Origin of the sequence: Mycobacterium attenuatum, from assembly GCF_900566085.1 — a bacterium.
In the GTDB taxonomy this organism is placed as follows: domain Bacteria; phylum Actinomycetota; class Actinomycetes; order Mycobacteriales; family Mycobacteriaceae; genus Mycobacterium; species Mycobacterium attenuatum.
In genome coordinates, this window is sequence record NZ_UPHT01000050.1 from 5656 (window position 1) to 24847 (window position 19192).

Here is a 19192-nt window from a genome sequence, read left to right on the forward strand (position 1 = left end):
TCAGCCCGCGTCCAGGCTGGACAAGTCCACCAGAGCGCCCGCTTCGGGTGCCCCGACGTCTTCGCTTTCGTCGTGTTCGGCCGCGATGGCCTCCTGGATCAGCTCGCTGAGCGCGGCCGGGAAGTTCTGCACCAGCGCTGCTGCAGTCGCCGCCGGAATCCGGCGGCTGTCGTACCACCAATCCAGATGCAGTGAGCCGCCGAAACGGTATGCCCGGAGTTCGATGGCGTGACCGAGGCCGGGAATCGATTCCCGCACGGGCATCGTCATGTCGGAGTCGAACTGCACGGGGGCATCGGTGCCCGGCAATTCGGGAATGACGCCCGCATAGCGGAAGTGGATGTCAGGAGTGCGCTGCGCACCGAGCACGCGCCCTGTCGGTGCATACAGATACCGCAGCAGCCCGTATCCGATTCCGTAGTGCGGAACCGACTTCAGCGTGTCGTGAACGGCGTCGAGCTGCGCAATCGCCGCCGCGCCTGGCCCGTTCACGCATGCCAGCGGAATGGGGTAGTACGTGGTGAACCAACCCACGGTTCTGCGCAGGTCGACGTCCGGCCGCAGCACCGAGCGTCCCTCGCCCTCGAGTTCGACGGCAAGCACACCCTCACCGACCGTCTTGGCTATCGTCCGGCCCAGCCCAGCCAGCACGATCTCTTGGATCGAGCGGCGGAACCGCCGCCGAGCGTCATCGAGTTCGGAGGTCTGCTCGAAACTCAGCGTGGTTGACGACTTGATCAGATCGTCGGCGCCGGGCGGTTGCGGGTGCTCGGCAGCAGCCGCGGCGTCGGTCAGCCACAAGGTCACCTTGCCGGAATTCTCAATCCAGAAAGAGCGGGTGTCGAGGGCCGCCGGATGCGTCGCCAGGGCCGCGCAGCGCACCGACCAGTCCCGCCACCCCGTGGTGACCGGCTCGAGCGCGATCTCCTCGCCCGCCAGCCGCCGGCCGAACGCGGTGATGATATCGCTGCCCAGGATCTGCAGCGATGCATCGTCGCTGACCGTCTCGTGCAGGCTAAGGCCCAGGAAGTGGTGACCGCCGTGCCCGGCGGTGATGTGTACCGCGCTCAGTGGTGCATCCGAGAGGTCTTGGCGTGCAGCCAGCTCAGCCACGATGGCCGACACCGCCGCACGCTCCTGTGGGCTGCCGGCGGACACCTCGTCGGGAAGTGACGCGGTGGAGAGCCGGGTGAACTCCGCGGGCCCTGCGATGTGCTGCTCCCACATCCCGGCCGTATCGACAATGTGCAGGCGCAACGCGTCGTGGTGGTTGGCCACCGCGGTCAGCACCGCCCGGACATCCTCCGTCGCGATCTTGGGGTCCAACCGCAGGATCAGCGGCACGCGCCAGCGGCCGGTGTCGCGCAGCCCCCGGTCTAGGAAGTAGGCGATATTCGGCGGAACAGCTGGATGCGCCTGCGCCCCAGCGGGTTTCGCCAACCCGCTGGCCGCGAAGGAAGCGTCGACAGCGGCGGACAGCGCCGCCAGCGTGGGGTATTCGTACAGGTCCTGCGGCGTGATGGTCAGGCCCTCGTTGGCCGCCGACATCGCGATGCTGATCGCCATCAGGGAATCGCCGCCCATGTCAAAGAAATTGGCGTTGCGATCGATGGAGCTCACACCCATGCACTGTTCCCAGATCCGCCGCAGCGTGATCTCAGTCTGTGACTCCCCGCTGCCGGACGCCTCGGCGGCGGTGCCCGTCTCCGAGGCAGCCCTGACCCCCACCGAGGAGCCGTTGCTCCCGGCGGGAACCTGCACCCGGACCGTGTGCTTCGGCTCCACCCAATGCCGTTGGCGGGCAAACGGATAGCCGGGTAAGGAAGCCAGCTGCGGCTGGCCGGTGCGCCGCGGCGTCCAGTCGATCTCGATCCCGGCCGACCAGAGCTCACCCAGGGCTCGCAGGAAGGTGTCGCGGTCGTCGGCGTTCTGAATCGGGTGCCGCATCAGCCGGACCGAGCGGTGCCCGGCCGACCACTTCGGATGTCTTATCGCCGAGCCGGTAAGGCTGCCGCCGGGACCGACCTCGACGAGCACCCGGCCCGGGTCCGTCAGCACCACGTCGAGTTCGTCGGCAAACCTGATCGGGGAACTGATCTGACGTGTCCAGGTGGCCGGATCGGTGACCTGCTGCTCGGTCAGCCACGTCCCGGTGAGGTTGCTCAGCAACGGTGTGCGGGGGGCGCGCAACTGCTGTCGGGACAGGAAGCCCTGGAATTCTTCCAACATCGGATCCATCGAGCTGGTGTGGAACGCATGCGTCGCGCGGACCCGGCGAACCGGTATGCCGGCCTCGTTGAGACGTTGGCTGAACTCGCGGATCGCGTCCTTGGGCCCGGCGACCACGCAGTTGCCAGGGTCGTTGACCGCGGAGAGCTCCACCCCCGGCGAGAGATATTGCGCGACGTCGTCGGGGCCCACCGCCACCGCGACCATCGCGCCGGGCGGTGATTCGTGCATCAGGCGGGCCCGCAACGCGACCGTCTTGATCGCTGTCTCGACGTCGAACACCCCGGCCAGGGTGGCCGCGATGTATTCGCCGGTGCTGTAGCCGATGTAGGCACCGGCCCGCACGCCGTAGCTGTCGACCAGCTTTGCCAGCGCATACTCCACGGTGAACAGCGCCGGTTGTGATCGGTCGATGCGTTCCAGATCCGTTGCCGTGCCGCCGAACACCTCGGCATGCAGATCAATGCCCATCGCATCGCGGAACCCCGCGGCGCAGCTGTCGAAGTGTTCTGCGAAAACGGCCTCGGTGTCGTAAAGCCCCTTGGCCATGCCGACGTGCTGGGCGCCCTGCCCGGGAAACAGGAACACGACGCGGTCCGGCGCGGTGGTTGGTTCGGGCGCGTCCCCGGTGCCGGATTCGCCGAGGAAGACGTTGTCGTGCTCGGCGGCCCGTAGGACCTTGACCGCGTGCTCGCGGTCGTGGACGACGGCGGCCATGGACACGTTGTGCTTGCGGCGACGGGTGAGGGTGTAAGCGACGTCGGCCACGTCCGGGCTGTCCGGCCGTTCCAGCGCACTGGCCAGTGCATCCCGCGACTCCCGCAGCGCGGCAGTGGTTTTCGCTGACAGCAGCAACACCTGTGGTCCGGTGTGGGCAGGAACCGGCGGTGCCTGTGCGGGTGCCTGCTCCAAGACGACGTGTGCGTTGGTGCCGCCGACGCCGAACGAGCTCACCCCGGCGCGAAGTACGCCGTCCCACTCCCACGGGCCGTACTTGTTTTGCACGACGAATGGGCTTTGGTCCAGCCGCAGTTCCGGGTTGGGACTGGTGTAGTGCAGCGTCGCGGGAATCGCCTCATGCTTCAGGCACAGGATCGTCTTGATCAGACCCGCGATTCCGGCGGCGACTTCCAGGTGGCCGATGTTGGACTTGACCGAGCCCAGCACGCACGGGCCCGGCCGTGGCGTGTCGGAGACCTCGAATGCCGTTCGCAGCCCTTGGATTTCGATGGGGTCACCGAGCGGGGTGCCGGTGCCGTGGCACTCGACATAGCTGACGGTCGAGGAATCGATGCCGGCCACCGCGTGGGCTTCGGCGATGACGTCGGCCTGAGCGGCCGGATTGGGTGCCGCGTAACCCATTTTCGCCGATCCGTCGTTGTTGATCGCCGATCCGCGGATGACGGCGTGAATGCGGTCTCCGGCGTCGATAGCGGCCTGCAGCGGTTTGAGGGCCACCATCGCCACCCCGCTGCCGAAGACGGTGCCGTCGGCGCGCACGTCGAAGGGCCGGCAGTGGCCGACCGCCGACACCATCGATCCCGGCGAGTTCCAGTAACCGACGCGGTGCGGGATGCACAGCGACGACCCGCCGGCCAGGGCCATGTCGCACTCGCCGGACAGCAGGCTCAGGCAGGCCAGGTGTACCGCGACCAGCGAGGACGAGCATGCGGTTTGGACCGCGATGCTCGGGCCGCGCAGGTTGAACGCATGCGATATCCGCGTTGCCAGGAAATCTTTGTCGTTTTGCAGGAACAAGGAGAACTGGTCGAAGTTGAGTCCCTCGGCCAACACGGCGTTGGGGTCCCGATGCGACAGCAAGTTGTGCAGCAGGTAGCCGCTGGGCGAACTGGTTCCGTACACGCCGATCGAGCCGTCGAACTGGGCGGGATCACATCCGGCGTCCTCGAGCGCATGCCACGCGCACTGCAGGAACAGCCGGTGTTGCGGGTCGAGCACCTGCGCGGCCAGCGGCGGGAATCCGAAGAATTCGGCGTCGAATTCGTCGATCCCGTCGAGCAGCGGTGCGCGACGCACGTACGCCGGGTCGGCCAGCGTCTTGTCGCTGACCCCCGCGTCGCGCAGTTCCTGTTCGGACAGGGTGACGATCGACTCCTTGCCGCGCCGAAGATTGCTCCAGAAGGTCGAAAGATCGTTTGCGCCGGGGAATCTGCCGGCCATGCCGACGACCGCGATCGCGTTGTCGGGGGTGCTCACAAGTCTTGTCCTCCCTGTACCCCAGGTGTGGGTACTCCAGGTTTGGCCCGCCGCCGTATCGCGGCTCCGTGTCGCGCCGCCGCGCGCTGCTGCGCCCGGTCGCGAACGACGGCCGTGTTTTCCAGGTTGTCGGTCGCCTGGTCGGGACCCGAGAGCCCGAGTTGGCGCATCAGGTCGGTGGTCAGGTCGTGCAGGGACGCGCCCTGCAAGATCAGCGCCACCGGCGGTTCCACGCCGAAGTCCGCCCGCGCGCCGTTGCGGATCCGCACCGCCATCAGGGAGTCCAGCCCCAGGTCGGTCAGCGGGGTGGCGGGATCGACAGCCGACCGGTCAGCGTAGCCCATCACCGCCGCGATGCGCGCGCGCATCCGCTCGGTCACCACGCGCTGGGCCTCGCCGGCGTCGAGATCGGCAAGCGCGTCGGGGCCGGCCCAGTCGCCGAGATCGCCGGCCGAGTCCAGCTCCGCCACCACCCGCGTGAAGTAGCTGATGGCGCGCATCTCCGGGAACGCGACCAGAGCCCGGTCGGCGCGCAGCCGGGCAACGCCGGTGCGGGCCCGGCCGGCGGCCAGCAGCGAGTCGAGAGCCTCGATGCCCTCCGCGGGGGTGATGGTGTCCAGGACGCTGCCGACCAGGGCTTGCGCGACGCCCACCTCCGACCACGGCCCCCAGTTGATCACCGCCGCCGGGAGGCCCGACGCCCGGCGCCAGGTCACCAGCGCGTCGAGCCAGGCGCTGGCGCACGCATAGGCCGCCTGGCCGGGCGAGCCCAATAGTGATGCGACGGAGGAGAATCCGAGCCACCAGTCGAGCTCGCAGCCCTCGGTCGCGTGGTGTATCCGCAGCGCTCCGGCGGCCTTGGGCGCCCATACCCGCTCCAGGGTGTCTCTGCTCATGGAGAACACCAGGCTGTCTTCGATGACCGCGGCGGCGTGCACGACGCCGCGTAGTTCAGCCCCGCCTTGCCGGGCGGCGGCGATGAGGCTTTCGGCCACGCCCGGCGCCGCCACGTCGCCGCGGACGACCACCATGTCGGCGCGGGCCTCCAATGCGGTCAACGCCTTGTGCTGGTCGTCGGTGGGTTCGCTGCGCCCATTGAGCACCACCCGGCCGGCGCCGCGGTCCACCAGCCATTTCGCGACGACCAATCCGAGACCGCCCAGCCCACCGGTGATGACGTACGACGCTCCGGCGCGGACCACCGGATGCCGCTGGTCTGCGTCGACAGTGGCCCGTGACAGGCGTTCGACGAACCTGCGGTCATCGCGCCACGCGATCACGTCGTCATTGCCGCGGTCCTGCAGTTCGGCGGTCAGCGCGGTAAGCGGATCGTGCGGGACATCCAGATCGACCAGGGTGGCGTGCATATCGGGATGCTCGAAGGCCAGGACACGCACCAGACCTTTCAAGGACGCCGTTGCCGGGGCTCCCGGCTCGTCGTCGTGAACCGCCAACCCGCCGCCGGTGACCAGCCACAGTCGTGGTGACCGGCCGTGCCAGGTGCCCACGACGGCCCGGACGACGGTCGTGATCGACCACACCCGGTCTCGCGCGGCGGCCAGCCCGTCGTCCAATCCGGTCGAGGCGCCGCCGACGAAAACGACCAGGCCGACGGGCGGATGGTCCGGATCGCCCGCGGTTTCCGCGAACGCAGCCAGCACCGCCGGTTCGTCGCCCAGATCGGCGGTGTGCACCCGTCGCGCCGGCGAACGCCACCGCTCCACGAACTGGTCTGCCATGAGCCGGGTGTGCTCGTCTGCGGTGGCGTCGGCGAGCACCAGCCAACTGCCCGGTGCGGGCTCGCGTCCCGGCTGTGGCGCAGCCTCGAGTGGGATCGGGCTTTCGATCCATTCGGCGTCGAAGATCTTCTGCGCCAACGGCAGCGGCACCGCGCGGCGCTCGACGCGCCGCAGATAGATGCCATCGATTTCGGCCGCGACCTGGCCGGCGTCGTCGATCAGGACGATGTTGCCTAGCTTGCCGGCGCCGCCGTCGAGATTGGCCAGGTGCGCGCGGCACCTGGCATGGCGGCCGATGTCGCGGTAGACGCGAATCTTTTCGAAGGACACCGGCAGATAGCTGGCCTCGGTGGACCCCGCGACTTCGCCGTCGGGTATTGCGGCACCCAGGCTCTGCAGGGCCGCATCCAACATGGCCGGGTGAAGCCGATATCCGGGATGCCGGGGAGCCTCGTCGGGAAGGGTGATTTCGGTTTCGGCGGAACCGTCGGGGAGTCGCGCTATGCGGCTCAGCGCCGCGAAGGCGGGGCCGTGGTGCTGGCCGGTTTGGCGCAGCAGGGTGTAGAAATCGGCCGGTGACACCGACGTCACGTTGGAAGAACGTTGCGCCTGGGGGTAACTGCGCGCGACGCCGGGCTGTGCTTGTTCGGCCCGGGCCGTGGCGTGGCGGCGGAATTCCGCGTCGGGGGAGCGGGAATAGATCTCGATCCGAATCTGGCTGTCGCCGTTGCGAATCAACTGGGTGGTCAGCTGGGTGTGGTTGCTGAGGGGGAGCATTTGCTCGACCTCGAACTGGGTGATGCCGATCGAGTCGGTCGATACGCCGAGCGCTTCGCTGGCCGCCGCCAGTGCGATCTCGGCGAACGCCGCGGCCGGCATGATCGGCTGGCCGAACACCTTGTGGTCTCCCAGCCAGGGAGATACGTCGGTGCCGACGTCGGCCTGCCAGACGTGGTTTCCACCGCTGGGCATCTCGATGTGCGCGCCCAGCAATGGATGAGTGGCGGCCAGTTCCGACATCGCGGACCGATCCGCTACCCAGAAGCTGTTGTGCTGCCACGGATTTGGGGGCAGGTCCACGAGGCGTCCGGCGACCCCGTCCGGGGTGGTCATCCCGATCGTGGCGAGTTGGGCGTGAAAGAACAGGGTTTGGTCCTGGTCGCGGTTCATCGCGCCCGTGACGAGATGCTCACCGGTCTCGCCCAGGGTTTCGGTGATGGCGTGGGTGAGCACCGGGTGCGGGCTCATCTCGATGAAGGTGTGGTACCCATGGCGCTCGGCCGCGGCTCTGATGGCCTGGTGAAAGAGCACCGGGTTGCGCAGGTTTGCCGACCAGTAGTCGGCATCCATCACCGGCTGCGAGTGCTCGTCCCAAGCCCGAGTGGTCGTGATGATCGGGATGCGCAGCGGCTGCGGAGCCAAATCCGCTAGCTCGCTTCGCAATTCGGGCAGGATCGGGTCGATGATCGGGTGATGGGAGGCCACGTCGACCTCGACCCGCCGCGCCAGCCGATTCTGTGCGGCAACGACAGCGACTATCGAGTCCACCGCTTCCGGCGGCCCGGCGATCACCGACTGGCGCGGTGACGCATGCACCGCCAGGGTCACCTGCGGATAGTCGGCGATCAGCGCCTCGGTGGCCCCGGCGTCCAGTTCGAGCAGCGCCATCGCACCCTGCCCGGACAGGCGCGACATCAGTCGCGACCGGGTGGCGATCACCTTCAAGCCCTGCTCGGGTGTCAACGCGCCGGCGACGACCGCGGCGGCCACCTCGCCCATCGAATGCCCGATTACCGCATCCGGCGTCACGCCATAGGACCGCCACAACTCGGTCAGGGCCAACTGCATCCCGACCAGCACCGGCTGGATGCGGTCGATACCCACCACCTCGTCGCCCGCGGAAAGCGTCTGCTGCAGCGAAAACCCAACCTGGGCAACGAATACCGGCTCCAGCTCGGCTACCGCCTTGGCGAACGCCGGTTCGTCGGCCAGCAGCTGCCGGCCCATCCCGGCCCACTGCGAACCCTGACCCGAGTAGACGAATACCCGCCCCGGCCCAGCGGCATGTTGATCACAACTCACCACACCCGCACGCGGTTGTCCCGCCGCCAGCGCCCGCAATCCCGCGACCGCCTCCGTGCGGTCCCGCGCGACCACGGTGGCGACCTTGGCGTGCCGAGCGCGGTGGTGGTTCATCGTGTGTGCCACATCAGCAAGCGATGCGGCCGCGCCCGGTCCGGACATCCAGTCGGCCAGCGCCTCGGCCATGGCGGCCACGCGTTGCGGCGTCTTGCCCGACACCACTACGGTTGAGACGGGGGGTGCTTCGACAGCAGCTGCTGCCGGCTGGTCCGGGCACTGCTCGAGGACGACGTGTGCGTTGGTCCCGCTGAGGCCGAACGACGACACCGCTGCGCGGCGCGGCCCGGTTGTCGCGGGCCACGGCGAGGTCTCGGTAGGCACGAACAACCGCGTCGACGACGCGTCGATGGCAGGGTTCCACCGGGCGAAGTGCAGATTGCGCGGAATGCCCCCGCGCTCCACCGCCAGTACCGCCTTGATGAATCCCGCCACCCCGGCGGCGGCCTCCAGGTGGCCGATGTTGGTCTTGACCGAACCCAATGCGCACGAGCCCTCGCCCTGGCCTTGGGCCACGCCATAGGTGGCCGCCAACGACTCGAACTCGATGGGGTCGCCCAATATCGTTCCGGTGCCGTGTGTTTCGACATACTGCACGCTGTCGGCGGTGACGTCGGCGAGCCGCAGCGCAGCGGTGATCACGTCGCGCTGCGCCCGCGCGTTGGGTGCCGTCATGCCGTTGGACCGGCCGTCCTGGTTGGTTGCCGAACCGCGGACCACCGCCAGCACCCGGTCCCGGTCGCGTAGCGCGTCGGCCAACCGTTTGAGCACCACCACCCCGCAGCCCTCGCCGCGCACGAATCCGTCGGCGTTGGCGTCGAAGCTGTTGCAGCGGCCCGTCGGCGACAGCGCCGACCACTTGGACAGCGCGATCGCGGTGAACGGCGACAAGGTGAGTTGCACGCCGCCGGCCAGCGCGACGTCGGTCTCGCGCAACCGCAGGCTCTGACAGGCCAGGTGGATCGCCACCAGTGACGACGAGCACGCGGTATCCACGGCGACCGCCGGGCCGCGCAATCCCAGCAGGTAGGAGATCCGGCCCACCGCCGCGCAGTGTGGGGTTCCGGTGCTCAGGTAGGCGTCGATGTCGGCCCGGCGTTCGATGTTGACGATCGTGTAGTCCCACGACGACAACCCCATCATCACCCCGGTTCGGCTGCCGCTCAGCGAATCCGGCCGGATACCGGCGTGTTCGAGGGCTTCCCAGGCAACCTCGAGCAACATCCGGTGCTGCGGGTCCATCGCCACGGCTTCGCGGGGTGTGATGCCGAAGAAGTCGGCATCGAAAGCGTCGACGTCGGAAACGAATCCGCCCCATTTCGTCGTCATGCATCCGGGCGTCGACGGGTCGGGGTCGTAGAACGCGTCCGCGTCCCACCGATCCGGCGGCACCTCGCCGATCGTGTCCACGCCGTCGACCAGTAGCTGCCAGAAGCTTTCCGGTCCAGTCACATTCCCCGGGAAGCGGCAGCCGACGCCCACCACCGCAATCGGCTCGGCGATGTCGGTGGGGAAGGCCGTGCCGGCGCGGACGAGTTCGCGCGCCAGGGCCGCCCGGGCGTTCGGTGACAGCTGTGCCGCGCGCTCTGCCAGGCTTGTCATGACTCACCTCGCGATGCCGCTTCCAGCTCGCTGGCTTCGACCAGGTCGGCCAGCAAGTCCATCTCCGCGTCGGACAGTTCGGGTTCGGCGTCGTCAACTTGCTGCGAGGCGGCCGGTGGTGCGTAGTCCATGCGTTCGCACAGCGCGACCGCCAGATCGGTGATGGTCGGGTAAGCCCAGACCAGGGCGACCGGCAAAGTGATCCCCAAGCTGGCTTCCAGCCGGTTTCGCAATTCGAGGGCCATCAGCGAATCGAGTCCCAGCGTCTCGAGCGGCCGGTCGTGGTCGATCGGGTCGCTCGAGCGCAGCACCCCACGGATCTCACCGGCGATCGCCGACGCCAGGTGGGCGGGGCGTTCGGCCGCGTCGAGGGCGTCCAGCTGCGCTCGGACCTTTCCGCCGCCGCTTCGTTCGGGGACCGCCGAGTCCTGCAGCCTGGCGAACAACGACGACCCGGCCACCGCCGGGAAGGATTGGAACCACTGCCGTGCATCCAGGCTGAACACACCCGTACGCGCCCGGTCGGCGGCCAGTACCGTCTGCATCGCTTCTAGTCCCTGCTCTGCGGTGATCATCGAAACCCCCAGATCGGCGAAGAACTGGGCGCGGCCGACCTCGGCCCATGGGCCCCAGTTGATTCCGACTGCGGGCAGTCCGCGCGAACGCCGGTACGCAACCAGGCCGTCGACCCACGAGTTCGCCGCGGCGTAGGCGCCCTGCCCGGGTGTGCCGAGAAGCGCGGCGGCCGAGGAGAAGGTGAGCCACCAGTCGAGGTCACGTGAAGCGGTCGCCTGGTGCAGCAGCCAGCTGCCGGTGACCTTGGGAGCGAACACCCGCGCGGCGGCCGAATCCGTCATGTTCAACACGATTTCGTCGTCCAGCACCATCGCGCTGTGCAAAACCCCGGCCAGCCGGAAACCGGCATCTTCGACCGCTTGCACCAGCCGGTCGGCCGTGCCGGGTTCAGCGATGTCACCGGTGACCACCTCGATCCGGTGCCCCGTCGCGTTGAGCTCGGCGATGGCCGCCGCCACCTCGTCGTCGGGAGCCGAACGTCCGTTCAGCACAACCAATCCCGCGCCCTGCTCGGCCAGCCAGCGGGCGACCACGAAGCCGAGACCGCCCATGCCGCCGACGACGAAGTAGCCGCCGTCGGGACTGACCAGCGGAACCGGCGGCGGGGCTGCCAACGCCTCGATGCTGCCGCTATCCGGTATCGAGATGACGATCTTGCCGGTGTGCTTGCCGGAGGCCATGAGCCGGAATGCGTCGGCCGCATCGCGCAGACCGAATTCGGTGACGGGTAGCACCGGCAGGTTGCCGTCCGCGACGTGCTGCAGGATGTGTTGCAGGAGTTGGCGGTACTTCGCCGGCTGCAGCTTGAGATTCAGGTCCAGGTCCACCACGGCGAAGGACGCGCTTTTGGCCAGCGCCGCCAGCCCCAGGTTGGCGTCGGCGTAGACGTCTTTCTTGCCCAGCTCGATGAACCGGCCGCCGGGGGCCAGGATCTGCACGCCGCGCTGAATCGCCTCGCCGGCCAGCGAATTGAGCACGACGTCGACACCGTAGCCGTTGGTGAGCTCAAGGATCTCGTCAGCGAAGTCGACGCTGCGCGAGTCGCCGACGTACTCGACGCCGAGCTGGGACAGCATGTCGCGCTTGGCTTCCGAGCCGGCTGTGGTGTAGATGCGGGCGCCGATCATCTTGGCGATCGAGACCGCCGCCATTCCGACACCGCCGGTAGCGGAATGGATGAGCACGCGTTCACCCGGGGACAGCCGGCCGACCTCGCACAGCGAGTGCCACGCGGTCAGATACGCGACGCCGAAGGTGGCCGCCTCGTTGTCGGGCAGCGTGTCGGGGATGGGGACGACGAGATCGGCGAGCGTGCCCACGTAGGTCCCGAACGTGCCGGGGCCGAAGGCGATAACGCGCTGACCGATCTCGACTGAGTCGACGTCGTCGCCGATGGCGGTCACGTAGCCGACGCACTCGCCACCGATCACCGGCGCGGCGCCGTCGAGCCCGGGATACACGCCCATCGCCTTGAGCACGTCGCTGAAGTTGAGTCCGGCGGCGACCACTCGGACCTCGACCTGATCGCCTTGCGGCCTGGGCCGTTTCACCTCGTGGACCGTGAGCGCGTCCAGCCGGCCGGGCTGGTCGATCTGCAGCCGCACCGCGCCCCCGCAAGGCCCTGTGCCGTCGAGGTTCACGACGGTGCGCCGGGATTCGGCGGCGAGATCGCCCTTCGTCGTGGTGGGCGCGGGCACCAGCCGGTTCACGTAGCGTTGCCCGTCGCGGTAGGCGACCTCGTCGTGGTCGCAACCGGTGAGCAACTCTTCTGCCAAGTCGGCCAGTGCGCCGGTGCCGTCCGGTTCGACGTCGACGAGTGTGGCCTTCAGCTCCGAATGCTCGAACGTGAGCACCCGGGCGATTCCCCGTAACTCGGTCTGCGCCAACGTGACCGAGTCGGTGGGATCGACCTGCTGGGCACCGCGGGTGACGATCCACAGCCGTGGGCTCTTGCGGGTGCCCATCCGCGTCACGGTCTCCACCACGCGAGCGATCAGCAGCGTGCGCGTCCGCGCCAGCTCCAGCTGAGCGTCGTCGGGCAACGATTCGTCGACGCTGCGGGGCGGACAGACCATGACGATGCCGTCCCAGGCGGTGTCCGATTGGGTGATCGCCTGGCGTAGCGCCGCTTCGTCGTGCGGCGAGACCACCGCCACCTCGGTGCGCTCGGCTAGCGACGACTGCAGCGCGGACAGCAGCGGGTCGCTCGCGGGATCACCGATCATCAACAGCGCCCCGGGCAGGCCGGCGGCTGTGGGCAGCGGGACAAGCTCCCACTCCAGCGTGAACAGGCGATTGCCGAATTCCGTTGCACCGCCACCGGATCCGAGCACCGCCATTTCGACCTCGTCGATCACCAGCAGTGGCCGGCCATCCGAATCCGTCAGAACCACCTCGCCGGCCAGCCGGTCCGAACCCTCGGTCACGGACAGGCTGCCGATGGCGCAGACACCCCGGGTGATATCGCCGTACACGTGCACGCCGGCGTAGCGCACCGGCACCACCAAGGATTTCCGGGCGGCCTGCCCGCCGGCCAGATCGGTTGCCATCCGGGTGGCGCCCAGCGTTTGCAGTGCGATATCCATCATGACCGGATGCAGCAAGAAGTCGCGCGAACCCGTTCGGGCCGACGACGGTAGCCGCACCTGGGCGCGGGCCGCGCCGGATTGCTCGACGGCCAGTCCCATGATGCCCTGGAACGCCGGCCCGTGCTGCTGGCCGGCGCCGCGCAGGCGCTGGTACAAGTCGTCGGGGTCGAGTTCGGTTGCGGGATCGCCCGGGGTGACCCCGGTGCGCGGGTCGGACGGCTCGAATCGCTCGGCACGCGCAACGGTGGCGGTGGCGTGGGTAGTCCATTCCGAAGATCCACTGCGGGTGCGTATGTCGATCCGGCAGCGTTGCTGGTCGCCGGTGAGTGTGGTGACCAGCACGGTGCCCGCGGTCACGTGCAGCATCTGATGAAGATCGAGCTCGCAGATCATCCAGGGTTCGTCGGGCTCGGCTCCGAATGTGTCGGTAGCGGCCGCCAGCGCGACCTCGGCATAGGCCGCACCGGGCAGCACGACCAGATCGTCGATGACGTGATCGCCGAGCCACAACAGGTCCGGGTCGAGCTGGCTTTCCCAGACCCGGATGCCGTTGGTGGGGTCGGTGACACCGACGCCGAGCAGCGGATGAACGTCGGCCAGGTGATATGCGGCCCCGGAAGGCGATGCGGCGTCCACCCAGTGGCGGGTGTGCTGCCACGGGGTGGTGGGCAGCGCGGGGTGCGGTTCGGGCGGATGGGGCGTTTGCGGTGGGCGGTTGGTGTGCGTGGTGTTGACGTTGGTGTGAAAGGTCAGGGTGTCGTGGGTGTCGCGTTGCAGCGTGCCCACGATCAGATAGTCGGTACGGTGATCGGCCGAATCGGTGGCGCTGTTGAGGGTGTCGCTGATCGAGTGGGTCAGCAGCGGGTGCGGGCTGATCTCGATGAACATGTGGTGATCGGTACTGGCCCGGGCGATGGCCTGCTGGAAGTGGACCGGGTTGCGCATGTTGGTCGCCCAGTGCTCGGCATCGAAGACGGGGCCCGAAACCAACCCCGCACCCAGGTCGGGGTAGGTGGTCGAGATGATCGGGATGGTGGGCTGTCGCGGGGTGAGATCGGCCAGCTCGCAACGCATCTGCGGCTGCAGCGGATCCATGGCCGCGTTGTGCGGGGCCACCTCGATGCTCACTCGAGTGCCGTAGCCGTCGCGTTGACGCACCGTCTCGATGAGCGCGTCGATCTGCTGCGGCGGTCCGGCTATCGCGGTTTGCCGTGGTGAGGCGTAGATCCCCAGACTCACTTGCGGGTAGTCGGCGATAAGCGCCTGCGTCTCGGCGGCGTCGAGTTCCAGCAACGCCATCGCGCCCTCCCCGGACAACGGGGCCATCAGGCGGGCCCGAGTGGCGGTGACCCGCAGGCCCTGCGCCGGCGTCAGCGCACCGGCGACCACCGCGGCGGCCACCTCACCCATCGAGTGGCCTATCACCAGATCGGGTTGCACCCCGTAGGAGCGCCACAGCGCGGTCAGCGCCAGCTGCATACCGATCAGCCCCAGCTGGATCTGCTCGATGCCGACGAGCTCTTTGCCTTCGGCGATCACGTCGTGTAGCGAAAATCCGCTCTGCGCAACGAAATCCGGCTCAAGTTCGGCGATTGCGGCGGCGAAGGCCGGTTCGTCGGCCAGCAGTTGGCGGCCCATGCCGACCCACTGAGACCCGCGTCCCGAGTAGACGAATACCGTGCCGGGGCCGATCGAGCCGTCCCGGGGCGCGACCAGGCCGGGGGCGGATTCACCCGCGGCCAGTGCGCGCAGTCCCGCCACCGCCTGGCCCCGGTCGACGGCCGCGACCGTGGCGAACTTGCCGTGCCGGGCCCGGTGATGGTTGAGCGTGTGTGCGACATCGGCCAGCGGCACCTCGGCGCCGGGGCCATCCAGCCAGTCGGCCAGCACCGACGCGGTCGCGGCCACCCGCTGCGGCGTCTTGCCCGACACCACCAGCGTCGACACCGCCGGCACCGGGTCCTGCCGGGCGGCAGTCACCGGGGCGGGCGCCTGCTCGATCACCACATGCGCGTTCGTCCCGCTGACACCGAACGACGACACTCCGGCCCGGCGCGGCCGACCGGTGTCCGGCCAGGCCATGCCGTCGGTCGCGATGGTCAGCCGAGTTGCGGCCTCGCTGGCATGCGGTGTCAGCTGCCGAAAGTTCAGATGCCGCGGAATGTAGCCGTTGTTCACGGCGAGCACGGCCTTCATGAAGCCGGCGACACCGGCCGCGGCTTCTAGGTGACCGAGGTTGGTCTTCACCGAGCCGATCACCAGGGGCTCGCAGTTGCGCCGATCACTGAAAACCTTGCTCAGCGAATCGAGTTCGATCGGGTCCCCCAACGGGGTACCGGTGCCGTGGGCTTCGATGTAGTCGATGTCGGCAGGATCGAGCCTCGACGACGTCAACGCGGTGCGCAGCAAAGCTTGCTGAGCAGGGCCGTTGGGCACGGTCACTCCGCTGCTGGCGCCGTCCTGGTTGACGGCCGAGCCGCGTACCACCGCCAGGATACGGTCGCCGTCGCGCATGGCATCGTCCAACCGCTTGAGCACGACGACGCCCGCGCCTTCACCGCGCACATACCCGTCGGCGGACACGTCGAAGGTCTTGCACTGCCCCTCGGGCGACAGCATCCCCCATCGTGAGCACGCGATGCTCGGTCCCGGGCTGAGCAGCAGGTTGGTCCCACCGACCAACGCCATGTCGCTTTCGCGCAAGCGCAGGCTCTGACATGCCAGGTGCACCGCCACCAACGACGACGAGCAGGCCGTGTCGATCACCACCGCGGGACCCCGAGCGCCCAGGATGTAGGCCAGCCGTCCGGCCGCGAAGTTCGCCGAGTTTCCGGTGGGGATGTAGGCGTCGAGGTCTTCGGGCCGCAGCCGGCCCGCCAGGGTCAGCATGTAGTCGTAGGCGGTCACACCGACGAACACCGAGGTTTGGGTGCCGCGGATGGTGTGCGGCGCAACGCCCGCGTCCTCCAACGCTTCCCAGGCGACCTCGATCAACAACCGCTGCTGGGGGTCCATCGCCGCGGCCTCACGCGGCGAAATCGAGAAGAACTCGGCATCGAATTCGGACGGCTGCCAGCCGGTGAGGAATCCGCCGTCCCGGCTGCAGATGGTCCCGGGCACGGTGTGATCGTCGGTGTAGTACGCGTCTGCATCCCAACGCTCGGCGGGCACCCGGACGATGCCATTTCGGCCGTCGCGCAACAACTCCCAAAACCGCTCGGGGTTGTCCACCGCACCCGGGAACCGGCAGCCCATGCCCACCACCGCGATCGGTTCGGTGCTGGACTTTTCAGCGAGCTCCAGGCGGGCCGTAAGGTCGTCGATTTTGTGCAGCGCCTCGGTAATGATCGCTCGGCGATCGGGTGTCGCGGCGGTCATCGCGTTCCCCTTAGTCGTTCGGAAAGCTGTTCCAGCAACTCGTCTTCGGTGAATTCTTCGTAGGTCTCGACAGCCGGCTGATCGGATGCCGCGGTTCCCGTTGCCTGGCTCGTTTCGAGAAGCTCGGGCAGGATGGTGGCCAGATAGTCGGTGAGGCTGTACACCGTCGGGTAGTCGAAAACCACCGACGCGGGCAGGAACTCGCCGAGGCTTTCCGACAGCGACCGCTGCAGCGTGACGCTCATCAGCGAATCCATGCCGAGCTGGAAGAAGCCCGCCGCCGGGTCCAGTGTCGCGGTCGCGGGCATTCCCATCACCGTGGCGGCCAGGCCGGCGACATGGTCGAACAGCATGTCGTGGCGTCGTTCGGCCTGGCGATCACGCAGGGCTTTGCGGAATTCGCTTTCCGGCAACGCGACATCTGCCGGCGCCGGCAGCAGGTCGTCGACGATACGCAGCGACCCTCTGGTGCGATATGCAGCCGCCAGCAGCGGCCAATCCGCGGCGACCACGGCGGTGCGCACGCCGGCCTGCGGGTTGAGCACCAGCGGCAGCGCGCCGATGGCGATCTCGTCGTCCATGGGCAGCAGCCCGGATCCGACACTGACCTGGCCGGCCTGATGTTCAGCGTCAGCCAGGGACTTCCACAAGCCCCAATCGACGACGGTGGCCGGCAGCCCCATCACCCGGCGCGCATACGCCAGGGCGTCCAGGTATCCGCTGGTCGCGGTGTAGTGGGCCAGCCACCGCGAACCGGTCAAACCCGAAATGGAGGAGAACAGCACGAAGTGGCGCACCGGCGTCGTCACCGACAGCCGGTGCAACAGGGCGGCGGCATCAAGCTTGGGCGCGAACATGGCCGTGACGTCGTCGTAGGTCATCTCGCTGAGCAGGACCGGCTGTCCGGCGAAGGCAGCCAGATAGATGCCCTCCAGTGGCGGCAAGTCGGCGCCGAACCGGTCGAACAGCGCCGTCATGGCGTCTTCGTCGGTGGCATCCGCGGCCACCGTGACGAGGTTCTTGCCTTCTGCGGCAAGGGTTTCAGCCAACTCGTGCAGCCGGTCACCGGGGTTGCGTGAGACCGCGACGACGGTGCCGGCGCCCATCTGGGCGAGCCGGCGGATCAGATGCGGCCCGATGTTGCCGGTAGCCCCGATCACCAGTTGGCTGGTGTCATAACTCAGCGTGACCGGTTCGGTGGTCACCGAACGCCACCGCAGCCTGGGCACCAGGCGGGTGCCCAGCCGGTACACGACCTGGTCTTCCTCGTCGGCACTGCCGGCGGTGGCCAGTACCTGCCGGGCGGCCAGTGCCGTGGGCACCGAGTCGTCGAGATCGATGAGCCCGCCCCAGATTTCGGGATGCTCCAGCGCCAGTGAACGGCCCAGGCCCCACAGCACCGCATGGCCGGGGTTGGCCCGGTCGCCGTCCGCGACGGGTTGGGCGTTGCGGGTGACGATGAACAACTTCGCTGGCGAGCCGCTGCCGGCCATCGCGGCGGAAAGCCTTCGCGTCGCGTGGAATAGCCGGTAGGCCTGGGCAACATCAAGCGGGTCGTCGCCGACCGGCGGTGCGTAGAGCACGTGGTCCACGTTGCGCAGCGCTTCCAGCAGTGTGCCCGGATCGCCGTCTGCGGCCAGCGCCGCCTGGGCCAGGAGCTCCACCCGGGAGTCTGCACCGGCGGCGCGGCGCATTTCAGCGCATAGTCCGGCATCTGCCACCACGAGCCAGCGGGCGGGGTTTGACGTGTCGGTGTCCGGTGCCGGGAGGGCCGGCCAGGCCAGTTCGTAGCACCAATCGTCGAGCGTGCCGTTCTCGGAGCGCACCTGTCCGGGCGCCGCGACCGTGTTAGGAGTCCGACGTCCGGCACCCGCCGCCGCGGTGATCCAGTGGCGGGTGTGTTGCCACGGGGTGGTGGGGATGGCGGGGTGCGGCTCCGGCGGATGCGGGGTCTGCGGTGGGTGGTCCAGGACGGTGTAGAGGTTGGTGCGGAATGTGACGGTGTCGTCGGTGTCGCGTTGCAGCGTACCGATATTCGCGTATATCGCCGGTTCCGGGCGCGTGGCTTCCAGCGTGTCGGCGATGGCCTGGGTCAGCAGCGGGTGTGCGCTGATCTCGATGAAGGTTTGGGCGCCGGCTCCCGCGATCGCCTGCTGGAACCGCACCGGGTTACGCATGTTGGTGGCCCAGTGCTCGGCATCGAAGGCCGGTCGGGTGTCGAGGTTCTCATAAGTGGTCGAGATGATCGGGATCGTCGGGGTGCGCGGGGTCAAATCGGCCAGCTCCGAGCGCATCTGGGGCTGTAGCGCGTCCATCGCCGGATTATGCGGAGCCACTTCGATATTCACCCGGCTGGCGAAGCGATTCTGCGCGCGTACCCGGGCGATCAGCTCGTCGATCTGCGCGGTGGGCCCGGCGATCACGGTCTGGCGCGGGGAGTTGTAGATGCCCAGCGTCACTTGCGGGTAGTCGGCGATCAGCGCTTCGGTCTGCTCGGCGCCTAGGCCGAGCATGGCCATGCCACCCTGCCCGGACAGCGGCGCCATCAGTCGCGAACGAGTGGCGGTAACCCGCAATCCTTCGGCGGGGGTCAGGGCTCCGGCGACCACAGCGGCGGCCACCTCGCCCATGGAGTGGCCGATCACCAGGTCGGGCTGCACCCCGTAGGAACGCCACAGCTGGGTCAACGTCAGCTGCATGCCGATGAGACCTAATTGAATCCGC

At 68.4% G+C, this 19192-nt stretch carries 4 protein-coding genes (1 of these 4 cut by a window edge); all 4 read right to left on the reverse strand.

Translation table 11 applies throughout. From position 1 onward, the window contains the following. Tightly spaced (each overlapping or abutting the next), the 4 genes in view from EET13_RS08960 to EET13_RS08975 form a layout consistent with a single transcriptional unit that may run on beyond the window. Positions 1–4446, reverse strand: coding sequence for a type I polyketide synthase (locus EET13_RS08960; RefSeq protein WP_122441955.1), 4446 nt, complete (start codon positions 4444–4446; stop codon positions 1–3). After that, on the reverse strand, positions 4443–9926 hold the full coding sequence (locus EET13_RS08965; protein WP_122441956.1) for a type I polyketide synthase: 5484 nt from the start codon (positions 9924–9926) through the stop codon (positions 4443–4445). The genes EET13_RS08960 and EET13_RS08965 overlap by 4 nt, the downstream gene beginning before the upstream one ends. Then, positions 9923–16468 carry a type I polyketide synthase gene (locus EET13_RS08970; RefSeq protein ID WP_122441957.1) on the reverse strand — a complete coding sequence of 2182 codons (6546 nt, stop codon included), beginning with the start codon at positions 16466–16468 and terminating at the stop codon, positions 9923–9925. The genes EET13_RS08965 and EET13_RS08970 overlap by 4 nt, the downstream gene beginning before the upstream one ends. Next, positions 16465–19192: the 3' portion of a type I polyketide synthase gene (locus tag EET13_RS08975; RefSeq protein WP_122441958.1), read on the reverse strand. 1883 nt of this gene lie beyond the right edge of the window; 2728 of the gene's 4611 nt are visible here — the last part of the coding sequence; the start codon falls outside the window, past its right edge — the gene reads right to left on this strand; it ends in the stop codon at positions 16465–16467. The genes EET13_RS08970 and EET13_RS08975 overlap by 4 nt, the downstream gene beginning before the upstream one ends.

Excerpts from the sequence above, each read along its gene's own strand:
- EET13_RS08965 (WP_122441956.1), bottom strand. The coding sequence starts at position 9,926 with ATGACAAGCCTGGCAGAGCGCGCGGCACAGCTGTCACCGAACGCCCGG.
- EET13_RS08970 (WP_122441957.1), bottom strand. The coding sequence starts at position 16,468 with ATGACCGCCGCGACACCCGATCGCCGAGCGATCATTACCGAGGCGCTG.